Genomic DNA, 23,655 nt, shown 5'->3' with positions numbered 1-23,655 from the left:
ATCGGTTGATTGCTAGGTCTCGACGGACCGAGCGGCGGCAAGCGTCCGCAGGCTCGTCTTGGCGACCTTGCCGCTGGCATTCAGCGGCAGGCTGTCGAGGATGACCACCGTCTTCGGCACCATGTGCCGCGGTAGGCGGGCGCGGCACGCGGACCTCACCGTCGCGGCGGTCACGTCCCTGCCGGGCGCGACGGTGACGAACAACAGCACGGCCTCCCCGGCTTCGTCGTCGGGCACGCCGATCGCCGCTGCGGAGACCAGTTCGGGCAGCTGGAGCGCAGCCCCCTCCACCTCCTGGCTCGAGATGCGGTAACCCCAGGACTTGATGAAGTCGTCCCGCCGGTCGACGATGAAGACGTAGCCGTCGTCGTCGACGATGGCGACGTCGCCGGTGCGCAGGCCGTACTCGGTGAACTTGCTCGACGTGGCCTCGGGATCGCCGTAGTACCCCGGCGAGATGCTCGCCCCGGTGGCGTAGATCTCGCCCGGGACGCCGACGGGGACCGGCGCGAAGTCATGGCCCAGCACCTGCAATTCGACCCCGGGAATGCCCTTGCCGATGGATCCGAGCTTGTCCACCAGCCTCTCGGGAGGTACGTACGACAACCGCGCCGTCGCCTCGGTCTGGCCGTACATCACGAACAGCCGAGCGTCGGGCTTGGCTGCGAGGAGTTCGGAGATCATCACCGGCGGCAGCTTGCCGCCGGCCTGCTGGATGACCCTCAGCCAGGGCAGCGGCCGGTGGGCGAACGTGGTGGCACGCAACAGGAGCTGGAACGAGGAGGGTACTCCGGCGAACACCGTGCACCGGTGATCCTCCAGCATCCTCGCGGTGGCCTCCGGGAAGGCGAACGAGTTGCACAGCACGATCGTGGCGCCCACCCGTAGGTGGGTGTGCAGCAGCGAGGCGCCGTAGCAGTAGAAGAAGGGCAGGATCACCAGCACCCGATCGGTACTCCGCAGATCCAGGTATCCGATGATCGACTCGGTGTTGGCGGCGATGTTGCGGTGCGTCACCCGCACGGCCTTCGGTACGCCGGTGGTCCCCGACGTGAACATCAGCACCGCATCCTCGTGCGGGTCACCCGTGGGCACGGGCCAGTGTGGCCCTCGAGCGGTCCCGATGAGTTCGTCGGTGAGTACCGGTACCGCCGCCACGGCCACCCCGTACCGGCCGAGCAGCCGACGATCGACCATGGCCGCCCGGCAGTCGACGGCGTCGAGGTTGCGGCGCACGTCGTCGACGACGGCCTTGTCGGACATCGGTACCGCGACGAGGTCGAGCTTCATCACCGCGAGGTAGGCGGCGATCCAGAAGAACGAGTTCGGGCCGAGCAGCGCCACGCGCGATCCGGGCTCGAGCCGGAGTTCCGACAGCGTCGCGGCCAGCGTCGCGGCAGCGGTGCGCAGCTCCGCATACGAATATCGGAGGTCACCGTCGATGACTGCGACGTGTCCGTCGGCGGCCTCGGCCAGCAGGAAGTCGGCGGCGTTCACGCGTCTCTCCGGCCCGGCGTCGCGTAGTCATCGGTCCAGTGGGTGAAGTAGCTCTGCGGGTTCACCGCGTAGCGGACCGTGACGGCGGGAACGTGTTCGATCCGGCCTCGCCGGCTGAGCCTCCACACGTATTCCCAATCCTCCTTGGGCAACGTCGACTTGGTGCGGGGCAGGACGCTGAAACCCCGGTCGTGGCTGCGCCGGACCACGATGCTGTTCGCGTCGATGAACGGATCCCATCGCAGTCGCCGGGCATCGAACGGAGCACCGAGGACGTCGATCTGGGAGCCGTCCGACCGTTCCCGCCGCACCGACGTGTAGACGCCCGCCAGGCCGGCGTCGGCGTCGAGTGCCGCCACGGCCGCCGCGACGTGATCCGGGGTCCATACGTTGTCGTCGTCGAGGAAGGCGACGAACTCCGAGTCGACGAGCCGGATCCCGACGTTGCGCACCAGGCCGAGCGTTGCCGTGTTGCGGCGCAGCGACACCGCAGCGAGCCGGGGATCTGCGGGCAGTACGGGCAGGCCGGCACCATCGTCGACCACGATCACCGCGATGTCGGAGAACGTCTGCGCCAGCGCACTCTCGACGGCGCGCCGGGCGCTGTCGGGCCGGCGGTAGGTGGGTATCACGACGAGCACCCTGGGAGTACTCCGGCCGCGTGTCAGCGCGGGGCGCAGACGCTCGACCTCGGAGTCCTCGAACACCCGGTTGCGCCGTATCGCGCCGATTCCGAGCACGGTGTTGCGCCCTTCGTAGACGAGGCACCGCCAGGGACGCAGGAGTCGCTTGTAGGTCGACATGGTCTCAGCCCTCGAGGAGGTTCTGGAATTCGGGCAGCCGCCGGTTCAGGTGCTCGAGATCCTCGTCCCACCACTTCTCCTCGAGCAGCGTGGCGATCGTCTCGTCGTCGAACCGCTTCTTGACCAGGCGTGCCGGATTGCCCAGCACCACGCCGTAATCGGGCACGTCCCTGCTCACCACGGCGCCGGCGCCGACGACGGCGCCGTGCCCTATCCGGCCGACCTCGGGGAGGATCACCGCATTGGCCCCGATCCAGACGTCGTTGCCGATGTCGAGGGGGTGGAGTTCGTCGCCGATCCAGTCGTCGCACAGCCCGAACATCGGATTGTGGAAGACTGCGTTGGTCGACTTGAGGCCGAGGGGGTGGTTGCCGTTGATGATGCGCACACCGGGGCCGATGGAGCAGAACCGCCCGATCGTGGTCTGCGGGTCGACCACCCACGGCTGAAAGCACGCACCGTTGGTGTACATCCCGATGTCGACGCCCCAGTACCTGCGGAAGATCTCCCGGATGGTGTGTGACTTGTACTCGTCACCTTCGATCCGACGCAGCGTCCACAGGACCAGCGGACGCAGTCGCCTGACGGCGTACAGCCGCACCAGCAACCGCCTCGTGGTTCCGTGCCGGGCGGCGAGTTCGGCCTCGGTCACGCGTGTCGGCGCGGTCATGGTCATGACAGTCCTGCCCGTCGGCTCGTGGCGATGGCGCGGAGCGTCGGCCCGCATCCCGTTCCGGTGGAGACGATTTCGTCATTGCCGAGGTGCGCACCCGTGACATGCCCGCCGTCGGTCGTTACGCTGCCCTGGTGACACCGGAACGAATCTGGCTGATGAGCATCCGGCTGCATCGGTCGGGGTGGCGTCGAGCGGCCCGCGTGCTGAAGGCGATCAATGCGGTCGTCTACAGCACGGCGCTGCCGCCCGAAGCCGACGTGGCCGACGACGTCGTGCTCTGGCATCACGGTCTCGGCATCGTGATCCATCCCGACACGACGATCGGCCGACGGGTGGTCATAGCCCATGGCGTGACGATCGCCGCCGGTGCGCCACATGCCGATTCCGGTCTGGGCGTGGTGATCGAGGACGGCGTCACCATCGGCGCGGGCGCGTGCGTCATCCCGCGGGAGGGCTACGGACTGACGCTGGGCCGCGGTTGCGTGGTGGGCGCCAACGCCGTCGTGACCAAGGACGTCGCCGCCGATGCCGTGGCCGTCGGACCGGGCGCCGACATCCGTGAGCGGACGCGTCGTCTGCCTGGCGAACCCGAACTCGGCGAGCGCAATTCGTGAGGATCGGCCCGTGGCCTGATCGAATCTCGTTGTGTGCATGGTGATGTCCGGTGGTCGCGGTGGTCAGGCCGTGGCCAGGGCGTTCTGCTTGCCCAGGACGAAGGTGGTCATGCGGGCGATGGAGTCCAGGTTCTCGGGCACGGTCTCGGTCTCGGTGACGGCGATGTCGAAGCGGGACTCGAGGAATTCGATGAGTTCGAGGATGCCGGTGGAGTCGATGACGCCGTCCTCGACCAGTGAGTCGGCGGTCGCCGGCGTTCTCGACGTGTCACCGAACAGGTAGTTGGTGACGATGAACTCGGTCAGTGCCGAACGGATCTGAGCTTCCACGATTCCCCCTGTAGTCGTGCCACCGCGCCGCCGCGATGTGTCTTCGATTCTAACGATCAGCGAACTAGTCCACCGGAACTAGTTCCCGCTGGTGCCGCCTCGGATGGCGCAGCTTAACTGCTGCTGGACTGCGGCGACGGGGTGCGTGGCGGGAGCGGGTGCCCACCGTCGACCGCACCGTGGCAAACTCGCTCGTCGGGGCCTGGGGGCTACGTCAGCGCAGCTGCGGGGGCCGCGGCCACACCGTCGAGCGCGCGCAGCAGGCGCCGGGCCACCGCCGGCCACGTGAACGCCGCTGAGCGTCTCTTCGCGGCACGTCCGACGTACTGGGCCGTCTCGGGATCGGCCAACCGCCGCATCGCCTCGAACACGGCGTCGTCGTCTCCGGGATCGACGATGATGCCGCCGTCGCCGATGAGGAAGTCGGATCCACCCCGGCTGGTGCCGATGCTGGGAAGCCCGTTGGCCGCCGCCTCGACGTAGGCGATGGCGGACGCCTCCGAGTGTGAGGGCATCACGAAGCAGGTCGCGGCACCGAACAGCTGGTTCAGGCGTTCGGCCTGCTCCGGCACGTCCAGACGTAGGATGCCGTGCCCGCTGGTGCCGGGCTCGCGTAGCGGTGGGTGGCCACCGACGACGTCCAGGTGGGCAGTCGGCAGGACGGCGCGCAGCCGCGCGAACGCGCGAAGCACTCCGGCACCGTTCTTCCGCTGCCAATCGAGGCCGACGAACAGGAATCGCGCTCTGCCCCAGTCACGCTCGACGTCCGATGCCGGTTCGCGATTGCGACCGACGCCGACGGCGTGCACCTTGTGCTCGGGGATGCCGTAGTCCCGCACCACGGACTCCGCAGCCCAGGTGCTGGTGAGGCAGCACGCCCGTGCGCCCTGGTATGCGCGGCGCTGCCGCTCGACGCGTGCGTCGAACGTGCCGTCGGACAGCAGATCCCAACCAAGGTAGGGATGCGTCCTGGTCTGCATGACGGTCATGTCCTCGAACGTCGCGACCGGGACGTCGGTGGCGATCGTGAAGCCGGTCCCGATCTGGACGATGCCATCGAGGGGTCCGACGCCCCGCAGGACGTGCGGCGCGCTGCGGGACTGCAGCGCGGTGTATCCCCGGGACGACCGCGCCGCCTCGCGGGCACGCACGATCGATCCCTTCACGCTTCGCGCCGGTCGAAGGTAGGGAAGCGACGTCACGGCGACGGCCGACTGCTCCAGCCAGCGTGGTGGGCTGACGTTCACCGGCACGGGCTCGACACCGACCGCCCGAAGGCCCCCGATGATTCCCGACGGCGTCCCCGACCACGTGGCGGGCCGTGTCGGATCGCCCGGGAAGACCACGGCTATGCGCTTCATCGTCATTACTCCGAATCGTCGCGGTGGTCAGGCCGTGGCCAGGGCGTTCTGCTTGCCCAGGACGAAGGTGGTCATGCGGGCGATCGAGTCCAGGTTCTCGGGCACGGTCTCGGTCTCGGTGACGGCGATGTCGAAGCGGGACTCGAGGAATTCGATGAGTTCGAGGATGCCGGTGGAGTCGATGACGCCGTCCTCGACCAGTGAGTCGGCGGTCGCCGGCGTTCTCGACGTGTCACCGAACAGGTAGTTGGTGACGATGAACTCGGTCAGTGCCGAACGGATCTGAGCTTCCACGATTCCCCCTGTCGAACCAGCAGCGGCGACGTGCCACGTGCACGCCATCGTAGGACGGGGTGGGCCGGTCCGAAGGAACTAGATCGTCGGCCGCCAGAGCCCAGACACGTTTCGGTGCAACATGAATCGGGTGCCCATGGTCGGTCCCGGCCGGTCGATCTAGCGTTCCTGGCAACTCGAGGAAGGGCGTCACGTGACCATCTCGGAAACCGCGGTCGCGCGAGCTGGTCTCGCGGCGAGGGACCGCCACGCGGCAGTGGCCGTCATCATCGTGACCTACAACAGCGCGGCCGACATCGGCCTGCTGCTCGACGACCTCCGGGTGGCGGCGTGTGAGCACTCGATGCGGGTCGTCGTGGTGGACAACGACTCCGCCGACGACACGGCGGCGATCGTCAAGACGTACCCGGACGTGGAGTTCGTCGACTCGGGCGGCAATCTCGGTTACGCGGGTGGGATCAACGCCGCCCTGCCCTACACGGGCCCCTGTGAGTCGGTGCTGATCCTCAATCCGGACCTGCGGGTCCTTCCCGCGGCGATCAGCCGGATGCTCGCGACTATTCGGTCGGACGACCACGTCGGTGCGGTCGTCCCCCGCATCCTCGACGAGGACGGCACCACGTACCCGTCGCTGCGGTTCGAGCCGTCGACCAGCCGGATGGCCGGCGACGCATGCTTCGGACGATCGCTGTGGCGCGGGCGGCCCGGCTATCTGTCCGAATTCGACTATCGCCGCAGCAGTTATCGCGTCGCACACGACGTCGACTGGGCCACCGGAGCCGCCATCATGATCCGCGGTGAGGTCGTGCGACGGGTGGGGTACTGGGACGAGCGGTTCTTCCTCTACTCCGAGGAGGTCGAGTTCTGTCGGCGTGTCCGTGACGCGGGATTCGTGGTCCGTTACGAGCCGGACGCCGTCGTCTCGCACCGACTCGGTGGATCGGGATCCTCACCGGCGCTGGCGGCGCTCATGGCGGTGAACCGGGTGCGGTACGTCGAGCTGCACCACGGGAAGACGTACACGGCGGCCTTCAGGTGCGCCGTGGCACTCGCCGAGGCGCTCCGTGCGTACGACTCGACGCATCGACACTCACTCGCAGTGGTCGCCAGCCGGAGACGGTGGGAACGACTTCCGCGTGCGACGAGGAGGCCGGCGTCGCAGGCCATCAAGGGCCCCGTGAACCGCGGTGCGGTGATCGTCCCCGCGTTCGACGAGTCACGCGTCATCGAGCAGAGTCTCGCCCCGCTGAGCAGAGCGGCGGTCGACGGCTTCATCGAGCTGATCGTGGTGTGCAACGGCTGCACCGACGACACCGCCGACCGTGCCCGCGCGGTCCCCGGAGCGAGAGTCCTCGAACTTCCGACCGGCTCGAAGACGTTGGCGATGAACGCGGGCGACGCCGCGGCCACCCTCTGGCCACGTCTCTACCTCGACGCCGACATCCAGATCTCGGCGGCCGCGGTGCTCGCAGTACTCGACCGGCTCAGCCGCGGTGACGTCCTCGCGGCCCGGCCCGCCTTCCGCTACGGCACCGACGGTGCGAACGCGATCGTCAGGTCGTACTACCGTGCACGCGGCAGGATGGCGATCCACGAGGACGCGCTCTGGTGGGCGGGCGTGTATGGGCTCACCGCCCGGGGGCACCGCCGCTTCGGGCAGTTCCCGCTCGTCACGGGTGACGACAAGTTCGTCGACAGCCAGTTCGCCGCACACGAGAAGGCAGTGGTGGACACCGAGCGATCCACCTGGGTGACGCCGACCAGCACCGCGGGTCTGATCACGGTGCTCGGCCGGCACAGCCGAGGCAACGCCGAACTCGCCGCCGATTCCGCTGCGGCGCCCCGGACGAGCAGGGCCACAGCGCTCGCTGTGCTCCGGTCCGCCCGTGGGCCGCGGACCGCGACCGACGCCGCGGTCTACCTGATGGTGGCGATCGTCGCCCGCTGGCGGGCGGCTCGTCAGTGCGCGGCGTGGGAGCGCGACGACAGCAGCCGCGCGGTCAGGCGCCCGGCGCCGGCCGGTTCCGCCAGCGGCACCGCGTAGCCGGACCAGAGCATCGCGAACACGAGGAAGAACAGTAGCGCTGACTGCTCGAAGGCGAACAGGTCGAAGGTGAAGCTGGACGCGGCGATCCCGATGGCCATGGCACCCAGCAGGAAGGCCTGGTCACGGTCGCGCGCGGTCGTGGCGCGCCGCAGCGCGGCAGCCATCCCGAGCGCGGCGCCGAACACGACCGCCGACATCGCGAACAGTCCCACCAGTCCACCCTGCACGATGGCCTGCATCCATTCGTTGTCCAGGTAACCGAACTCCGCGGGGTCGGTGCCGCCGAGCCCCAGCCCGAACATCGGTCGCTCGCGCATCAGTTCGGACACCTTCGCATAGTCGTCGATGCGCGCCGTCACGCTCTCGTCCTCGGCGGATCCGGTCACCGTGTTCCACAGCGCCAGTGCAACATTGGGAAAGAAAGCCACGTAGGCGCCGATCGCGGTCGCGGCGACGACGACGGACACCGCGAGGTGGCGCACCCTGAAGGCGAACATGAAGACCAGCAGCGCGGCGATCAACGAGATCATGCCCGAACGCGAGACGGCGGCGGGTAACGCCACCATGGCGACGGCGCAGCCGATCCGGGCCAGCCACCTGCCGGCTCGCCGTGCGGCATGCCTCGAGAAGTAGAGCGTGAGCGGGATCGTGACGGCAGCGAGCACCGAGTACTCGATGGCATGCTGAGACGTGCCGCGGACACGGGTGACCCCCATGCGTTCGGCCAGCTGCAGATCATCGGTGTTCAGTACGAATCCCGGCGGCTGGAAGAGATACCGCAGATCGATCGTGCTGACGCTCTGCAGCACGCCCACGATGCACGTGAAGACCAGACCTGCCGCCAGCCAGCCGAGCAGCACGTCGCGCTGGCGGGTCGTCGACACGCGGACGAGGACGAAGAGTCCGACGGCCACGTGGGCGACCAGGGCGATCATCGCGCGCGTCCGGTTGGAGGCCAGACCGGCGCCGTCGTAACCGAGCAGGCCCACGCCGTAGGCGATCATCCACAGGGCCAGGTATCCGACCAGGATCGCGACGCCGGGATTGATCCGTCGAGGTCCGGTCCTGCGGATCAGGACGAACCCGAGGACGACGAGTCCGAGCATGACGAGGGCGATCATCCGTGCCGGAGCGCCGTTGCTCTTGAGCGCACCGGGAAGCACGACGTAACTGGGCAGCGCCGGGATCACGAAGCACAGGATCCGCAGCAGCCACGGCGGGTCGGGCTCCGTCGCATGGCCTTCCGCCGACGACGTCACCGGGCGGCGTCCACGGTGCCGGGCGGTACGGCGACGGCGTTCCCGTTGTGGTGCGGCGGGTCGAGAACCGCGGCGGTCTCCGCCGGCGGCCGGGCCTTGCGCGCCCGTCGGCGGTTGCCCACCCGGGTGGCGAGGACGTCGAACAGCACGGTCGCGAAGATGGTGAGGGCCGTTCCCCCCGCCACGATCGTCATGGTCGACCTGGTCCGTGACGGCATGGCCGGCATGGGGGTGGACGGCGGAGACACCACGAAGGAGTCGACCATCATGTCCGGCGACACGTTCGCCTGGGTCTGGATGCCCTCCAGGGACATGCGCAGTTCGATCGCGGCCAGCTCGAGCGTCTTCGTCGCAGCGGCAGGCGTCGGGGCGGCGACGTCGATCATCACCAGGGGGATGGGCGGAGAGGTGGCGGGGACGGGAAACAGCCGGGCATCGAAGTTCGCCTCCCCACCGGCGGCGACCACCCGGTTGACGACCACCGTCTGGTCCAGGCCCAGCGACGCCATGTTGGCCAGCAGCGACGCCCCCCCGACGTCGAGCAGTCCGTTGCGGGGGACCGCCTGCCCCACCTGCACCGTCTCGTAGCGCTGATTCGGCGGTGACAGGCCGATCACCGTCTGCGCGTAGTAGACCGGAACCACGGAGGAGTAGACGCCGTAGGCGTACCACGCGGTGACGCCCAACAGGGGAATGAGGACGTACCACCGCCGGAGGCACGACCGGATTACGTCGAACAGGTCCATGTGTCACATGCCTTTCGGAGAGGGGTTCGTCCGGTACGGATCGACCAGACGTGATCGGCCGGGGTCGCGGCCAGGTGTCGCGCGAGATGCGACCCACACGGCCACGACGCCGAGCAGCACTGCCACGAGGACCACCAGGGCGCCGACGGCGATGCGGATCGCGGTGTCGTCGCGAGCGTCGGACGCAGACCCGATCTCGGTGACGCGGATCCGGTGCGAGTCCGCGCCGGTCGCCGTCTCGATCGCCGCCGTGTACGCGATGAATTGGCGGGCATAGGAATCGGCCAGTGCCTCGGCGGCGTCGGCGGAGTTCGCGGTGGTCTCCAGGTCGATGATCGACGTGTTCGGCGGGACCCTGGTGGCGCTGACGCGGTCGGCGACGTCTCGGGCGGACGTCCGAAGGCCGAGCGCGTCGACGACCCGTTGGGCCACGACGTCGCTGGCGATCAGCGGGATGTACGAATTGATCCGTTCCCGGGCGATGTCGTCGTTCTGGTAGGCGGTCGACGTCGTGGATCCCGCCACCGACACCAGGAGTTGCGTGGACGCGGTGTACGTGACCGGCGTGGCCGACAACCAGCCGAGGCCGATCGCCGCGATCAGGACGGTCACGATCAGCAGCGTCCGCCATCGTCGCCGTACCTCGACGACCGTGTCCGCCAGGGTCGTCGTCACGAGACGCGCTCCGACGAGCGGGCGGCCCGGGCGACGGACGCCGCCGGTCGACTCGCCGCTGCATCGGCCACGACGACGCACAGTGCGGCCAGGAGGAATCCGACGAGCGCCGCACCCGCCAGCACGGCGGGGACGGGCAGACCCCACGCCACGATCGGCACGGCCGCGTCGGGCCGGTTGACGACGACGAGTTCGGCGCGTGGCACCAGGGACCCCGGGACCGACTCGAGATCGGCGACGAGGGAGGCGAACTGGTCGAGCAGTACCGTCGCCGTCCGTTGCGCATCCCCGGGTGTCGGTCCGGTGACGGTGACGTCGATCAGCGCCGTGTCGGCGGGATTCGTGGCGCTGATCCCGTCCGCGAGTGCGCCGGGGCTGACGCCGGAACCCATGCCGGCGGCCACGCGCGCGGTCAGTCCCGGGTTGGTGACCACGGCAGCGTACGTGCGCGCCCGGCCACGGGCATAGGAGTCGCCACCGTCGCGGACGGTGCTCACGTCGCCGGGCGTTCTGACGAACACGGTGCTGGTGCAGCGGTAGTGGGTCGGCGCCGCGACGAGGACTGCAGTGGTGACCACGAGTGACCCCAGGACGCCCCACACCAGCCAGCGCCAGCGGCACGCCAGGACGGCGGCATAGGCGGTGAGGGCACCGGTCGAAGCGCTCATGGAAGGTCGAAGCCCCGTCGTCGCAGGGATTCGGCGATCGCGTACGCGAGAGCGCGGTCGCCGGAGGCGTTGGGGTGCACCCCGTCGGGGCCGACCAGTCCGCGGGTGTCCGAGGTCGACAACGAGCCGATCGGATCGATGACCAGGATTCGCGCGGCCGTGGTGTCCCGGATCAGGCGGCTCGTCAGGTCGCCGTCGACGCCGAGGTCATCGGCGGGCCGGGCGAGGAAACGTGGCCGCTCGAGCACGATCGCGGCTCGGGGCCACGCGACGTGGACGTCGGCGACCGTCGCCGTCATCGCGGCCAGGAGGTCGCTCCTCGGTACGAAGACGTCGTTGCGCCCGCCGTCGAGCACGACGACCCGCGGGTCGACCGACTGCGACAGGGACGGGACGCGCTCGGCGAAGGAGGTCGACGCACCGCGGTACTCGTCCACGAGGAACCGGTTCGCGGGCCCGCCGCTCACGTATCCGGTTCCGGGTACCGCGGACAAGTGGCACAGCATGCCCAGCGATGCGGCGGCCCGGCAGCTGGGTGACATCTCGCGCAGGCCGTGGCGGCCGTCGGTGTACGAGTCGCCGATGAAGAGCACGGCCTCGCGTGCGGCCCGGTGCGGTACGCCGACGTCGGCGGCACGGTGGGCAGACCACGACGTGTCCTGGGGCCGCACGGTCCACGCCAGCCCCGCGAGGACGAACGCCACCGCGATCGCCATCGCGACCGCCTCGGTGCGCAGACGCCGGGTCACGTCGCGAGTTCCGTCGGGAGCCACGCAGCGATCTCGTCGGCGATGACGGACTGCCCCACGTCGTTCGGACTGTGCAGGTTCGGTCCCATCTGCGACGCGTCGAGCCACGGTGGGTCCGTCGCGCGCAGGAAGGGGACGCCGGTCTCCTCGGCGATGCGGGCGACCGTGGCGGAGACCACGTCGACCTTCTCCGGCACCGGTGACTCGTACCAGGTCGGGCCGACCACGAGCACCCGACTGCCGCTGCGGATGGCCTTGTTCAGTGCATCCCGCACGCCCATCGCGACCAGGCCCATGTTCTGCACGCCGTTGTCGGCCTGCCCTGCGACGATGAGGATCACGCCGGGGCGGGCCGCCAGCGCGCGATCCACCTGATGGGTGAACGCGTGCCCGCCGCGACCGTCGGCCGCGAAGCCGGCGTCCGGCAGCGCGAAGTTCGAGAACGTCCAGCCGGTCCGTCGGGCGAGGAGGGTGGGCCACACGACCCCGTTGAGTTCGCCGGCGGTGAAGGTGTCACCGATGACCGCGATGCTGAGCGGCCGCGCCGTGTCCGCCTGCTGCGTGTCCCGCGACGGCAGCAGGGCCGCGGTCGACAGCGTTGCGGCGACCACGAGCGCGAGCAGCGCGGCCGGCATCCGCCGCCACGTGGCGCTCGGCGGCCTCATGACCGGTCGCCGATGGCAGCGGCGTACGTGTTCTCGAGTAGCTCGCCCACGGCGGCCATCCCGAACTCCGACCGCGCGACGGCCCGTCCGCGGCGTCCCATGTCGCCGGCGAGGACGGGATCGTCGATCAGCTTCCCGACCGCAGTGGCGAGGGACGGCGGTGAGGGGTCGGTGACGATTCCGCATCCCGTCCGGTCGACCACGTCGGCAAGCCCGCAGTCATCCGAGATCACCACCGGCAGACCGACCGACATGGCCTCCAGGATCACCATCGGGTAGGGCTCCCGGACGGATGGCAGCACGAACACCTGCGCCTCGGCCATGCGCAGCGGCAGCAGCTCGGGGTCGACGGCGCCCTCCCAGGTGATGCTCGGGCATCCGACGGTCGCGGCCACCACGGCCGAACCCTGTCCCCCGTCGGGGCCGAGCAGCGTGAAACGCGCGCGCGATCCCGACGCTTCGAGCATCCGGGCCATGGCGACGAATGCGAGCGGCTTCTTCCTCCCGTGCAGTCTCGCGGCGAACAACACCTCCGGTGGGTCCTGCGGGATCGTCGGGAGGTCGTACGCGGGGACGCCGTTGTGAACTTCCACGAATCGCAGACGGTGTCCGCCGACCGCGCTGAGCTGATTCCGTTCGAGCCGGGTGAGATGGCAGACCGCGGCGGCGTCGCGCAGGACCGGACGCGTCCAGGCCGCGTCCAGCGGCGCGGCTGCCGGATGGGTCGAGGGCGTCACCATGCCGTGGGTCTGCACCACGTACGGGACGCCGTGCCGGCGCGCGGACAGTGCCGCGGGCAGCGTCACCAGATCTCGCGCGAGATGGACGTGGACGACGTCGTAGGTGGCCAAGTTGGCGTGCAGCCACCGCCCCATTCCGGACGCGCCCATGCCGTAGAACTTGCTGGTGGGCAACCATTGTCGCGCCGGGAACAGCTCGACCGGAACGCCGTCGAACGTCGAACTGCCCGGAGGGAGGCCGCGCGTCGCGGCGGCGATGGTGACGTCATGCCCGCGACGCAGGAGTTCGGCACTCGCATTGAGAGCCACCCGGGCGGGTCCACCAAAGGCGCCGTCCGGGCTCACCAGCGACACCACCTGCAGGACGCGCATCACGCGATCTCCGCGGCGGGTCGCCGCACGACGGAGTCGGCGGGTACGTCCCGGGTCACGAGGCAGGTGGCGCCGATCACGGAGCCCGCGCCGATGGTGACGCCCCGCAACACCGTCGACCTGGCGCAGATCCACACGCCGTCCGAGACGACGATGGGTCCGTTGTCGAAGTCGAAGGTCGGCGAGTGGCGATCGTGACTTCCGGTGCACAGGTACGCGTGCTGCGAGATGCACACGTCGGAGCCGATGGTGATCCGGTCGAGGTTGTACAGCTCGGCGTCGGTGCCGATCCAGGAGTCGTCGCCGATCGAGAGGTTCCAGGGCCAGTGGATCCGCACCCGGTGCTTGATCAGGACGCCGCGGCCGATCTCGGCGCCGAACCAGCGCAGTACCGCACACCGCACGCCGTTGGGGCACCACACCTTGGTGACCACCAGCTCCGAGACGGCCACCCACAGGGCCTGCGTCAGCGGGTTGCGGCCCTTGTCATAGGCGCGTCCCCGACGGGCGCCCAGCGACCAACGCGTAGATGCCTCCGTTGCAACCACTTCGACACCCCCCGGTGCGGCGATGACCGGATCTCCCGGCGACTCACGCTTGATCGAATGCAGCGATTCTATGCGCGGTGCCGGTCGGTGGCGGTGGCCGTCTTCGGCTGCGGGGAACTAGTTCTCGTCGTCGGCGAGGACTAGTTCCCGTTCGGCCCGCCGGCCTGCGGCGGGGTGAGACACGAGGTTCTCAACGGCCCGGATCGGCGGGGTGTGGCATCGACGGAGCGGGTGGACGGCACCCTCCGGACTAGTCCCTCCGGCACGTCGGTCCTCGCTCCTGGGGTTCATGGACGCCCTCTCCAGCGAACGCCGATAGTCGTAGGTGACTCTGGCGCAGCGTCCGTCAGACCGCGCTGATCCGGTGGACCCGGCCCGACCGAGATGGACGGGCCGGGGTCCGATCCGCCCGGCGCCATCGAGGAGGTGATGAGTGGTGACGACGGCAGTGGGGCCCGCAGACCTCGCGGAGACGAACTCGTCGCGCATCCCGCTCACCGCGCACGTGGCGATCCTCCTCGTCGGGGCCACGTCCGGACTGCAGGTCGCAGGCGTCGCGGCGACGACGCTGTCGATCGTCTGCCTCGCCCTGGTGCCCGGCTTCCTTCTGATGCGGCACCGGGGGGCGGACCTGCTGCCGCTCGTCCTCGCCGCGCTGGGATGGGCGGCGCACCTCGCGTCCTGTCTCCTCAACGGCGTCGACGTGCTGTGGCCCAACGCGCTCGTCCCGGCGGCCTTCTCGCTCTACTTCATGGGACTCACGGTGCTGAGCGACAGATCGATCGACCGCGTGTCGTTCCTTCTCGCGGGCATCGGTGCCGGCACGGTGGTCTTCTTCCTCACGGAGGGGATCGAACGGACCAGCACCGGAAACTTCCTCGACGTCTGGAAGTACGGCATCGCGCACGGGGTGACGGTGGTCGTCGTGTTCGGTCTCGTCCAGGGCGGTGTCCGGTGGTGGGTCACGACGGCCGTGCTGACGGTCGTCGGCGTGGGCAGCCTCGCCCTCAACTTCCGGGCGCACGCCCTGGTCTGCGTCGTCGCCGCAGCGATCCTCCTCGCCCGCAGGGTGTTCGGCGCACGGGTGAGACGCGGGTGGCAGTTCACGGCGGTCATCGCCTTCGGCATGATCTTCGCGCTGGTGATGCCCGTCGCGGCTCGGGCGGGGATCTTCGGTGCGGTCCTGCAGCGGAAGACGCTGCAGCAGGACGGTACCGGGCTTCCGCTCCTGCTCGGCGGACGCACCGAGCCGCCCCTGACCCTGACGGCGATCGCCGAGCGTCCGCTCCTGGGGTGGGGGAGCGGCATGAATCTCACGACCGAGGTCTACACCCGCGCACAGCACCTCGCGGTCGACATGGGATTCAGCCCCACCTTTCCCTTCGAGTTGTATTGGCGATTACCGGCGTTCGACTACTCGGCCATGCACTCCATACTGCTCGGTTCATGGGCGGAGGGCGGTCTGCCGGCAGCTCTGCTCCCGGCGTGGCTGCTCTACGTCTGCGTCGTCGTCGTGTGGCGGAACGACGAGTTCGGGCGATGGTCGCCGATCGTGCTGATCGTGGCGCTCCAGGGGATCTGGGACATGCTCTACTCGCCGTGGACGTACAACACGATCGCCGAGTACGCCTGCGTGGCGATTCTCTTCGGCATTCTGCGCGCTCGGTCGGTCCCGTCATGACGTCGACCGTCACCGCCGTCATCCCCTCGGTCGGGCGGCCGAGCCTCGAACGAGCCATCAAGTCCGTTCTCGCCCAGTCGATACCGGTCGCGGAGGTCATCGTGGTCTTGGACACCGCAGCGCCGGTGGCCGTGCCCGAGGATGACCGCATCACGGTCGTGCGCGCGCCCGCGGGCAGCGGCGCCGGCCGCTGCAGGCAAGTGGGCATCGACGCCGCGCGAGGACGGGTGATCGCCCTACTCGACGACGACGACACCTGGCTGCCCGAGAAGGTCGAACGGCAGTTGGCGGCGGTGAGCGGTGAGTCCGACTGGATCGTCTCGTCGCGCATGGCGGTCCTGGGGCCGGGCAGTCGTCGGAGGATCTGGCCGCGAACGCTCATCCTGCCCGGGCAGTCCGTGGCCGACTATCTGTTCCGCGTCGCCCGGCTCGGCGTCGGTGATCGTGTCCTTCAGGCATCGACGCTGATGTTCCCCGTCGAGTTGGCCCGCCGGGTGCGGTGGGATGCGAATTCCGCCGGCCTGCAGGATGAACCGACGTGGTTGCTCGACGTGGAGCGGACCCTCCCGACCGTGCGGTTGCTGCACGTGCCGGATGTCCTGAGCGTGTACGACGTCCGCGGTGACTCGGTGTCGCGTGACCGCACCGACAGGAGCGCGGCGTACATCGCCTGGGGGCTCGAACATCTCGGCACCGAATCGGCTCGGGTCCGCGGTGACTATCTCTGCTCCAACCCGGTGAGTGCGGCGGTCACCGCCGGTTCGGTGGCCGGCGTGGGCCGGGCGATGGCGGCGTCCCTGCGCCACGGGCGGCCCGGGCCCTACTCGTTCGCCTATGCGTCGTTGAGTGCCGCACGGATCGCCGTCGGGCGCGTCGGCGCCACCACGCGATGGTGACCACACCACACGGCCTCGTCACCCGGGAACGCAGGGCCGTCCTGCTCGGACCGCTCTACCGTCTCGTCGGGACACCCGTCACCGCCGCGCTGAGCCTGCTGAACGTGGCCGTCATCGTGCGTGAGACGGGCGCGGAGGTGTTCGGTCTGGTGTCCCTCGTCGCCACCGTGACGCTGCTCTTCCCATTCGCGGACTTCGGCGTCGGTGACACCGTCATCAGTGCGAGTGCCCAATTACGCGGTGCGAGCCGGGATCCTCGCGCCGCCGACGTCATCCGGCGCGGGTACCAGGTGCTGACGTGCGTCGCCATCGGCGTGATCGCGCTCGCGCTCGTGGTCATGGCAGCCGACGGGTGGGCGTCCATCGTCGGGTTCTCGTCCGGGGCGCAGGATCGATGGGCGATCACCGTCGCTTCGTGCCTGTTCGGGCTGACGATTCCGGCGGGCCTCGGCGTGCGAATGCTGATCGGCGTCGACCGGAACCCGCTGGCGACCCTCGTCCTGATGACGTGTCCCGCGTTCGCGCTCGGCCTGACTCTCCTGCTTCGGATGGCCGAGGTCGACGGCATCTGGTACGTGACCTCGTCTCTCGGTGGGTTGCTCGCGGGACAGGCGGTCGGGACCGTCATCGCGCTGCGGCTGACGAGGCTCGACGTGTCGGTGCTGACCCGTGCTCGCACGGTTCGCTCGAGCCGCCGTCTCCTCGAGGGGAGCCTGTGGCTGTTCCTCGTCGCCGTCGGTCTGGCTGCGGGATGCCAGAGCGGACGGATGGTGCTGGCCCACCTGTCCACGCCGGACCAGCTCGCGGGGTACGCACTGCTGGCCATGGTGTACGCGGCGTGCTGGCAGGTGCTGTCGGCTGCGGGCCTGGCCTTCTGGCCGGTCTTCGTGAGGCGACGCTCGGCGGTCGAGGAGACGATCCGGACGTGGCGGCGGCTCGTCGTCGTGTTCGCCGCAGGGGCCGCGGTGGCCGGCACGGCGCTGTGGTGGCTCGGTCCCTGGATCGCCCGGGTCCTGTCGGACGGAGCGATCGTGGTCGCTCCGACGTTGGGTCTGGCCTTCGGTCTCCTGCTCGTCGGCCAGGCCATGCACCTGCCGGCAGCAGTTCTGCTGACGCGGCCGAACGAGGCTCGTTGGCAGGCGATCTGGACGACCGTCATGGCCGTGCTGAGCATCGGCCTGGCATGTGTGGTGGCCGGGGCAGCGGGTGCGGTCGGTGTGGTCCTGGCCGCTGCCGTGGCCATCGCGCTCGCTCAGGTGGCTCCCGACGTGTGCTGGGTGCCGAGGGTCATCCGTCGTCGGACGGATGACCTCGCCGCAGGGACGTAGCCATGGGGGCCACCACGGTGTCACCGGAGTCGACGTCGCGGACGACCGTCGCGTTGGCGCCGACGGTGCATCCGTCGTGCAGCGTGATGGGTCCCAGCACGACCGCTCCGACGCCGACCCGGACGTCGTCGCCCAGCGTGGGCCTCCCCTTGGCGTCGTGGCCGATCGTCACCAATTGATTGATCCAGCAGCGGGATCCGATCGACGTTGCGGTCACGATCGTTCCCTGCCCGTGCTGGATGAACAGCCCCGGTCCGATCGAGTCGGCCTCGAGGACGAGGGTGGGCATGGGCCGGTAGAGGATCCGCAGGACGACCCGCGCGACGGCCGGCGCCGCACGCAATCGGAAGTGCACCAGGTTGCGGAACTCGGTGAGGGCTCCGCTCAGGAATGCGAACCGGGTATAGCGGTCCAGTTCGAGGAGTGCCGGATCGTCGATGCACCGCATCCACCAGTCGACGTCGGCATCGACGACGTCGGCGACCCCGGCCCGAGCGACGCTGCGCCACAGCGGGTATGCCCACACCCGGGCGAGGCCGAACTGCAGTCGACTGCGTCGCCTCGCCATGTGCGGATCTTAGCCGTCAGCACCCCGGCTGAAGTACCGCACGCACGTATCCGACCGTTTGGTACACGTACTCCGCCACCCATCGGTCAGCCGACAGCGGGGCGCCCGGTTCCGCCATGATCAGTCGCCCGCCGAAGCACTGGTGCAGGATGTGGCGCGCGCGTGACACGTGCGGCCGGAACGTCACCACGATGACCGTCCGCCATCCGCGTTCGGTCGCGAGACGCGCGAGTTCGCGGCCCTCGCCCTTGGTGGTGGGTGGGTCCGGCGCGAAGCACAGCAGCTCGTAGGTGCGGGGGAGCGTGCACTGCTCGGTGAGCCAGGGGTCTCGGGCCCCGTTGGGGTTGGACAGCACCACGGTCGGCGCCCACTCCTGCGAGCCGAGTTCGAGACCGTAGCCGTAGCGGGCGTAACTCGGTCCGCCGAGGATCAGGATGGCGTCCGCCTTCTGGAGCGGATCGATCTGTGGTCGCACGTAGACGGGGTAGCCGAGGGCGACCGCGAGGAGCACGACGGCGCAGAGGCCGGCGAGGAGTCGACGGATGCGCCGCCGGGGTCGAGGTCGTGCGGTCGACGTCCGATCTAGGTCGCGGCGCACCGGTCGATTGTGCCCGATCCGCACTGTCCCGGTCGGCCGAAGTGTGCGGGTGGGCCGATCGGACGCACCACGAACGTCGTTTGCCACCTGGCTCGGTGACGCCACGGAGGTCATCGGCGCGAATACGCGCGTTGCCAGGGGCGGTCTCGGCGGTAGGGTTGATCGGGACATCCGACGCGTGTGGTGAGGGGAGCGTTGTCGTGGGACTGCAGGCCGACGTCAGCCCGTACGGATCGCAGACGGTCATGGGGCCCGGCTGGCCCAACGTCGACGAGGACACGCTGGCGGCGGCCGCCGCCCAGTACGAGGCACTCGCGATGAAGCTGACCGGCTCTGTCGTCCCGTTGCAGCACAGTCAGCTGATGTCGCTGTCGGAGAAGTGGACCGGCGGCGGCGCGGTCGCCGCCGCGGGCGAGGCCACCACCATCATCGGCGGGCACGAGGCGCACGCGGCGCAGGCCGCGGCGATCGCGGTGAAGCTGCGCAGCATGGAGGTCACCGTCGCGCGTACGAAGGCGCTGGTGAACGCCACGGCGATGGAGACGCAGCGCGAGTGCGAGGCCATCCAGGCGATGCCGGTGAGCAATACCTCCGAGCTGATCCAGAGCCGGATGAAGATGGGCCTCGCCCAGAACGTGGCCTACGTCAACGCCAACACCGCCGAACTCGCGAGCAGCCTGGGCGTTGCGCCCACGACGCCGAGTACCGGGTCGCCGGGCGCGCCGGCACAGGGCGCGCAGCAGGCGGCCAAGGCAGGTCAGGGCGGCTCCGAGCAGGGCATGCAGATGATGCAGCAGATGATGCAGATGGCCATGCAGCTACCCCAGCAGTTGGGCGGGATGGTGACGCAGGCGCCGCAGCAGCTCGTGCAGCCGCTTCAGCAGTTGACCCAGCCGCTGCAGCAGCTCACGTCGATGTTCGGCGGCAAGGGTGGCGGCGCAGGCGGCGGCATGGGTTCGGCGCCCTTCTCCGCGTTCTCGAATCATCCGCTGGCGGGCGGCTCGGGCGCGGGCGGCGGAGCGGGCATGGTCAAGGCCGCGTCGCTGCCGGGTTCCGGCGGGATCGGCGCGCAGACGCCGCTGATGGCGGGTCTGGTCGGCACGTCGCCCGAATCCGTCGCCGTGACGGCGGGGGCCAACAGCGCGGCGGTCGGCGGCGTGGCGCCTGTGTCGAGCGGAATGGGCGGCGGGATGGGCATGATGCCGCACCGCGGCGAGTCGGGAGGGGGTGGCTCGACGGCGTCGTTGGCGCCGCCCGCCGCACTCGACTACGACCTGGGTGAGGACGACGCCGACGATGACTGGTGAGACACGTTGCGAGGCAATCGAACTCCGGGAAGGTGACCGCTGATGTCGTCCCCACTGCAGAAGCCCGAGGGAATCAACTGGGATCCCGCGACGGTCGAACTTCCCACGCCGCCGATGATCCCACCCGGCGCGGACGCCATGAGCATGACGATCTCCGCTGCGCTGCCGATGCTCACGGCGCCGCTCGCGGCCAGTGTCGCCTCGCTGCAGGCCAAGGAATCGATGTTCTCCGGCAAGGTCGTGGCCGCGCAGTCCGCCTACGAGAACGCCGATGACTCGGGCGGCCAGTCGGTGGGTCAGATCAGCGGCATGATGGGTCAGATGGGCCAGATGGCGCAGCAGGCCGGTCAGCAGGCGGGCCAGCAGGCCGGCGGCGGCGGTGGCTTCGGCAAGATCATGGAGCAGGCGATGCAGGCCGCGCAGAGCTTCGGCGGTCAGCAGGGCGGCGGATCCCAGGGTGGTGGCCAGCCGGGCGGGTCACCGCAATCGGGCGCTCCCCAGGGTGCGCCCGCCGGTGCGGGACAGGGCGGGGGAGCGCCCGCCGGGGGCGGCGCGCCTGCCGGTGCCGGCCAGGGCGCAACTCAGGGCGGTGCGGCGCCCGCGGGCGGTCAGCCCCGCGATGACGTCCCCGCCGAGCGGCACGACGACGCCCAGGCCCGCGAGGATCGCGAGCGTCTGCGCGAGACCGAGGAGCGTCCCCGGGCCGACCCGTCGCCGGGTGCGGCGGCCGGACCCGGCAGTGGCGCCCCGAGTGCCGGTGGACCGCCCGTCGGACCTCCCGTGGCCCCGCCGCGCGGCGACGAGGACCTCGCGCGCCGCATGTAGGGCCGGCCCCGGCCGCCGCCGCCGACGCGTACCCGGCGGGCCAGTGGGGCCACTACCCTCGGTACGGCAGACCCGGCGTGGGTTCTGTCGCTCACCGGGACACATCCGGTGCTGCCGTGGACGACTTCAGGAGTGGTGACGTGATGGCGATCCGAACCGAGGTGCAGGCGTGACGCTGCCCCCGGAGTCGCGGCCGCCGGAACCGTCGGACGCCGACGGATGGCCCGCCGACGTACACCCGAACTACACCGGGCCGAGGCGTGCTTCCACCCGGCCGGTCGACTCCGCACCGATTCCCGTCCCGCGTGACGACTCGGGCGGACACGAGATCCCCGTCGACGAAGCGACGGGCCCCGAGACCCCGGCGCCGGGCTCCGCGATCCCGGACGCCCACGCGCCGCACGCCTCCGGCCCGATCCCGCACCCGTCCGGGCCCTTTCGGCCCCAGGAACAGCACGACGAGGGACCGTGGTCGGGCGGGCTGCCCACGCCGCCACCGGTCGTGGTGATGCCGCGGCAGCGACCCGTGCGACCGACGCGCTCGATTCCGAAGCGGCCCATCGCGATTGCGGTGGCCGCACTGGTGATCCTCGGCGGTCTGGGCGTCTGGGTCTCGACCTCCTCCGACGACGAACCGGCACCTGCCCCGACCACCCCGACGCCGTCCGCGATGCCCGAGTCGGAAGCCCGCGAACGCCTCGGCGAACTGCTGCCACCCGGTTACGCGGCCGCGGCCTGCGAGCCGGTTGCGACCCCGAAGGGTGCGCTGGCGAAGTTCGGCTGCGAGCGCAACTCCGATCCCGGTGGCCCACCGCTGGCGACGTACACGCTGCTTCCCGACCGTGCGGCACTCAAGGTCGCGTTCGACGACATCATCCGCGCGTCCACGGTCGTCAACTGCCCAGGCGCGATCCAGTCGCCAGGACCCTGGCGCCGCAACGCATCTCCGAACGTCGTCGCGGGCACGCTGTTCTGCGGCTTCCAGCGTGACCTGCCGACGCTGGCGTGGACCGACGACGCGGAACTGCTCGTCGCCGCGGTCCGCGGTGACGAGCGCGGGCCCACCCTCGAGCAGCTGTACCGCTGGTGGTCCTCCCATTCATGACGAAGGCCGCTGATCCGCCCGGAGGCAGATCAGCGGCCCACGTGTCGTCGGGCTGACCGGGTCAGTTCGGCGGCGGCACCACCACGGTGGTCGTCGGCGCTGCCGGTGAGACCGGCGTTCCCGAGGATCCCTGAGCAGGAGCCGGGGCCGGCGCTGCGGGTGCGGCGGGTGACACGGCGGCGGGTGCGGGCGCGGGTGCGCCGGCCTCGGCCGGGACCTGCTGCACCGAGGCGGGCATCCGCGCGCCCTCGGTGCCCGCGGGCAGCGGCGTCCCCTGGCTACCGGCAGGCAGCGGAGTGCCCTGGCTGCCGGCGGGGAGCGGAGTCCCGGTGCTTCCCTGGGGCAGCGGCGTGCCCGTGCTTCCCTCGGGCAGCGGTGCGCCGGGGACGCGATTGGTGCTCGCGGGCAGCGGAGCGCCCTCGGTCGATGCGGCGGTGCCCTCGGGTGGTGTCGCCATGCCGGCCGGGGTTGCGGCGGCGGCCTCACCGGGCGTCGCGGCTTCGGCGGCGGCGGGCGTCGACGCGGTCTGTCCGCCGCGGCTCGACGGGTAGGACGAGGTGCTGCCCCCGGTCGACGGCTGCGGCGCCGGAGCGGGAGTCCAGACGAGGCGGTCCTGGCCCCCGGCGTTGTAGACGACGCTGTCGGGCTGCGCGCCGGTCACGTCGAAGTAGATCTTGCCGCTCGTCGACTGGCCCTGCGCGATGGTGGACGGGTTGACGCCCTGCGGCGTGGCCACCCCGAACAGCGCCCGGTAGGTCTGGCCGTCGGCGGCGCGGGCGTTGAAGTTCGACACGATCGGCGTCGCGCCACCCTGGACGGCCTCGTCGGTCGCGGTGACCTCCCAGAGCGTTCCGGCGGGCTGGTAGGGGATGACGTCCGAACTCTGCTTCAGGCCGGTCACGGTCCAGTGCTGCACGACGGCGCCGTCGACGAGTTCGCCCTGCTGGCCGATGGGCTGCATGGCTGCGCCCTCGGCGGAGGCGATGCCCGCGCCTGCGACAACGATCGCGCCGGCGGCGACGGCCGCTGCGGCCAGTTTGGTGATGGTGACGGTGTACTTCACGTGTCGTGCCCTCCTGAGTGTCTTATCGACTGTCGGCATCCCCCGACGGGATGATCACGTCAACCGAAACTAGCAGGCCGCTGTGTGCGCCTGGGAACCGTCGATGGTTTCCCGCTGAGCGGCGGGACAATCATCCGGATCACCCGATTCGCTGCTGCGGAGGCCTTCTGTACCGCTACAACGCAGCGCTGCAAACCCATTGGTCGGGTCCGGCCACGCGTGGTGTGGGCGTGGTCGAGA

The 23,655-nt window shown here is 70.1% G+C and carries 24 protein-coding genes and 1 pseudogene; 8 read left to right on the top strand and 17 right to left on the bottom strand.

Features of this window, described 5'->3' with window-relative positions; translation table 11 throughout:
- Positions 1-12: 12 nt before the first annotated feature.
- From AC1MEY_RS19075 to AC1MEY_RS19065, 3 genes and pseudogenes are all read right to left on the bottom strand, one after another.
- Complete coding sequence (locus tag AC1MEY_RS19075; protein ID WP_480226991.1) at positions 13-1,497, bottom strand: class I adenylate-forming enzyme family protein; 1,485 nt, start codon at positions 1,495-1,497, stop codon at positions 13-15.
- Positions 1,494-2,300, bottom strand: a complete 807-nt coding sequence (locus AC1MEY_RS19070; RefSeq protein WP_480226990.1) for a glycosyltransferase family 2 protein — start codon at positions 2,298-2,300, stop codon at positions 1,494-1,496. The genes AC1MEY_RS19075 and AC1MEY_RS19070 overlap by 4 nt, the downstream gene beginning before the upstream one ends.
- A gap of 64 nt (positions 2,301-2,364) precedes the next feature.
- Positions 2,365-2,571, bottom strand: a pseudogene (locus AC1MEY_RS19065) (LbetaH domain-containing protein); the annotation flags it as partial.
- 536 nt (positions 2,572-3,107) lie between these two features.
- On the opposite strand from AC1MEY_RS19065, the gene AC1MEY_RS19060 reads away from it, so the two are divergent.
- Positions 3,108-3,590 (top strand): serine O-acetyltransferase, encoded by a 483-nt coding sequence (locus tag AC1MEY_RS19060; protein ID WP_480226989.1) that lies wholly within the window; start codon positions 3,108-3,110, stop codon positions 3,588-3,590.
- 63 nt (positions 3,591-3,653) lie between these two features.
- Here AC1MEY_RS19060 and AC1MEY_RS19055 read toward each other — a convergent pair whose 3' ends face one another.
- From AC1MEY_RS19055 to AC1MEY_RS19045, 3 genes are all read right to left on the bottom strand, one after another.
- Positions 3,654-3,920 (bottom strand): hypothetical protein, encoded by a 267-nt coding sequence (locus tag AC1MEY_RS19055; protein WP_480226987.1) that lies wholly within the window; start codon positions 3,918-3,920, stop codon positions 3,654-3,656.
- 209 nt (positions 3,921-4,129) lie between these two features.
- Positions 4,130-5,281 (bottom strand): glycosyltransferase family 4 protein, encoded by a 1,152-nt coding sequence (locus AC1MEY_RS19050; protein WP_480226988.1) that lies wholly within the window; start codon positions 5,279-5,281, stop codon positions 4,130-4,132.
- A gap of 27 nt (positions 5,282-5,308) precedes the next feature.
- Positions 5,309-5,575 (bottom strand): hypothetical protein, encoded by a 267-nt coding sequence (locus AC1MEY_RS19045; protein ID WP_480226987.1) that lies wholly within the window; start codon positions 5,573-5,575, stop codon positions 5,309-5,311.
- A gap of 193 nt (positions 5,576-5,768) precedes the next feature.
- On the opposite strand from AC1MEY_RS19045, the gene AC1MEY_RS19040 reads away from it, so the two are divergent.
- Positions 5,769-7,619: a glycosyltransferase family 2 protein gene (locus tag AC1MEY_RS19040; protein WP_480226986.1), complete on the top strand. Its 1,851-nt coding sequence runs from the start codon at positions 5,769-5,771 to the stop codon at positions 7,617-7,619.
- On the opposite strand, the gene AC1MEY_RS19035 is transcribed toward AC1MEY_RS19040, so the two are convergent.
- The 8 genes from AC1MEY_RS19035 to AC1MEY_RS19000 are packed head-to-tail and all read right to left on the bottom strand — an operon-like array spanning position 7,535 to position 14,044.
- Positions 7,535-8,881, bottom strand: a complete 1,347-nt coding sequence (locus tag AC1MEY_RS19035; protein WP_480226985.1) for an O-antigen ligase family protein — start codon at positions 8,879-8,881, stop codon at positions 7,535-7,537. The two genes, AC1MEY_RS19040 and AC1MEY_RS19035, sit on opposite strands and share 85 nt — an antisense overlap.
- On the bottom strand, positions 8,878-9,627 hold the full coding sequence (locus AC1MEY_RS19030) for a hypothetical protein (RefSeq protein WP_480226984.1): 750 nt from the start codon (positions 9,625-9,627) through the stop codon (positions 8,878-8,880). The genes AC1MEY_RS19035 and AC1MEY_RS19030 overlap by 4 nt, the downstream gene beginning before the upstream one ends.
- A 3-nt stretch (positions 9,628-9,630) precedes the next feature.
- The gene (locus AC1MEY_RS19025; protein WP_480226983.1) at positions 9,631-10,302 is read right to left on the bottom strand and encodes a YveK family protein; all 672 of its coding nucleotides are present in this window, start codon (positions 10,300-10,302) and stop codon (positions 9,631-9,633) included.
- Positions 10,299-10,970 carry a YveK family protein gene (locus tag AC1MEY_RS19020; RefSeq protein ID WP_480226982.1) on the bottom strand — a complete coding sequence of 224 codons (672 nt, stop codon included), beginning with the start codon at positions 10,968-10,970 and terminating at the stop codon, positions 10,299-10,301. The genes AC1MEY_RS19025 and AC1MEY_RS19020 overlap by 4 nt, the downstream gene beginning before the upstream one ends.
- Positions 10,967-11,719: an SGNH/GDSL hydrolase family protein gene (locus AC1MEY_RS19015; protein WP_480226981.1), complete on the bottom strand. Its 753-nt coding sequence runs from the start codon at positions 11,717-11,719 to the stop codon at positions 10,967-10,969. Before AC1MEY_RS19015 ends, AC1MEY_RS19020 begins: the two co-directional genes overlap by 4 nt.
- The gene (locus AC1MEY_RS19010; protein WP_480226980.1) at positions 11,716-12,384 is read right to left on the bottom strand and encodes an SGNH/GDSL hydrolase family protein; all 669 of its coding nucleotides are present in this window, start codon (positions 12,382-12,384) and stop codon (positions 11,716-11,718) included. Before AC1MEY_RS19010 ends, AC1MEY_RS19015 begins: the two co-directional genes overlap by 4 nt.
- A complete protein-coding gene (locus AC1MEY_RS19005; RefSeq protein WP_480231561.1) occupies positions 12,381-13,496 on the bottom strand; it encodes a glycosyltransferase in 1,116 nt (371 codons plus the stop codon). The genes AC1MEY_RS19010 and AC1MEY_RS19005 overlap by 4 nt, the downstream gene beginning before the upstream one ends.
- A complete protein-coding gene (locus AC1MEY_RS19000) occupies positions 13,496-14,044 on the bottom strand; it encodes a WcaF family extracellular polysaccharide biosynthesis acetyltransferase (protein WP_480226979.1) in 549 nt (182 codons plus the stop codon). The genes AC1MEY_RS19005 and AC1MEY_RS19000 overlap by 1 nt, the downstream gene beginning before the upstream one ends.
- A gap of 436 nt (positions 14,045-14,480) precedes the next feature.
- Here AC1MEY_RS19000 and AC1MEY_RS18995 point away from each other — a divergent pair, with 436 nt between their 5' ends.
- From AC1MEY_RS18995 to AC1MEY_RS18985, 3 genes are read left to right on the top strand one after another with little or no spacing between them, the layout of a single operon-like run.
- Positions 14,481-15,725 (top strand): hypothetical protein, encoded by a 1,245-nt coding sequence (locus tag AC1MEY_RS18995; RefSeq protein ID WP_480226978.1) that lies wholly within the window; start codon positions 14,481-14,483, stop codon positions 15,723-15,725.
- Positions 15,722-16,621 carry a glycosyltransferase family 2 protein gene (locus AC1MEY_RS18990; protein ID WP_480226977.1) on the top strand — a complete coding sequence of 300 codons (900 nt, stop codon included), beginning with the start codon at positions 15,722-15,724 and terminating at the stop codon, positions 16,619-16,621. The genes AC1MEY_RS18995 and AC1MEY_RS18990 overlap by 4 nt, the downstream gene beginning before the upstream one ends.
- Positions 16,618-17,949 carry a lipopolysaccharide biosynthesis protein gene (locus tag AC1MEY_RS18985; protein ID WP_480226976.1) on the top strand — a complete coding sequence of 444 codons (1,332 nt, stop codon included), beginning with the start codon at positions 16,618-16,620 and terminating at the stop codon, positions 17,947-17,949. Before AC1MEY_RS18990 ends, AC1MEY_RS18985 begins: the two co-directional genes overlap by 4 nt.
- On the opposite strand, the gene AC1MEY_RS18980 is transcribed toward AC1MEY_RS18985, so the two are convergent.
- A complete protein-coding gene (locus tag AC1MEY_RS18980) occupies positions 17,909-18,517 on the bottom strand; it encodes an LbetaH domain-containing protein (RefSeq protein WP_480226975.1) in 609 nt (202 codons plus the stop codon). The two genes, AC1MEY_RS18985 and AC1MEY_RS18980, sit on opposite strands and share 41 nt — an antisense overlap.
- A 16-nt stretch (positions 18,518-18,533) precedes the next feature.
- Positions 18,534-19,115, bottom strand: coding sequence for a YdcF family protein (locus AC1MEY_RS18975; RefSeq protein WP_480226974.1), 582 nt, complete (start codon positions 19,113-19,115; stop codon positions 18,534-18,536).
- A gap of 200 nt (positions 19,116-19,315) precedes the next feature.
- Between AC1MEY_RS18975 and AC1MEY_RS18970 the strand changes: the two genes are divergently transcribed.
- The 3 genes from AC1MEY_RS18970 (at position 19,316) to AC1MEY_RS18960 (ending at position 22,352) form a co-directional block, all read left to right on the top strand.
- Positions 19,316-20,422, top strand: a complete 1,107-nt coding sequence (locus AC1MEY_RS18970) for a hypothetical protein (protein ID WP_480226973.1) — start codon at positions 19,316-19,318, stop codon at positions 20,420-20,422.
- Between the two features lie 42 nt (positions 20,423-20,464).
- Positions 20,465-21,247 (top strand): hypothetical protein, encoded by a 783-nt coding sequence (locus AC1MEY_RS18965; RefSeq protein ID WP_480226972.1) that lies wholly within the window; start codon positions 20,465-20,467, stop codon positions 21,245-21,247.
- 169 nt (positions 21,248-21,416) lie between these two features.
- Entirely contained in the window at positions 21,417-22,352 is a 936-nt protein-coding gene (locus AC1MEY_RS18960; protein ID WP_480226971.1) for a hypothetical protein, read from the top strand.
- Positions 22,353-22,413: 61 nt separating this feature from the next.
- Here AC1MEY_RS18960 and AC1MEY_RS18955 read toward each other — a convergent pair whose 3' ends face one another.
- Positions 22,414-23,415 (bottom strand): MPT63 family protein, encoded by a 1,002-nt coding sequence (locus AC1MEY_RS18955; protein WP_480226970.1) that lies wholly within the window; start codon positions 23,413-23,415, stop codon positions 22,414-22,416.
- Between the last annotated feature and the right edge of the window lie 240 nt (positions 23,416-23,655).

This window comes from Mycobacterium sp. PTI7, from assembly GCF_056679845.1.
The sequence above is the reverse complement of the archived record's forward strand: the minus strand, read 5'-3'. Positions and strand labels throughout refer to the sequence as shown.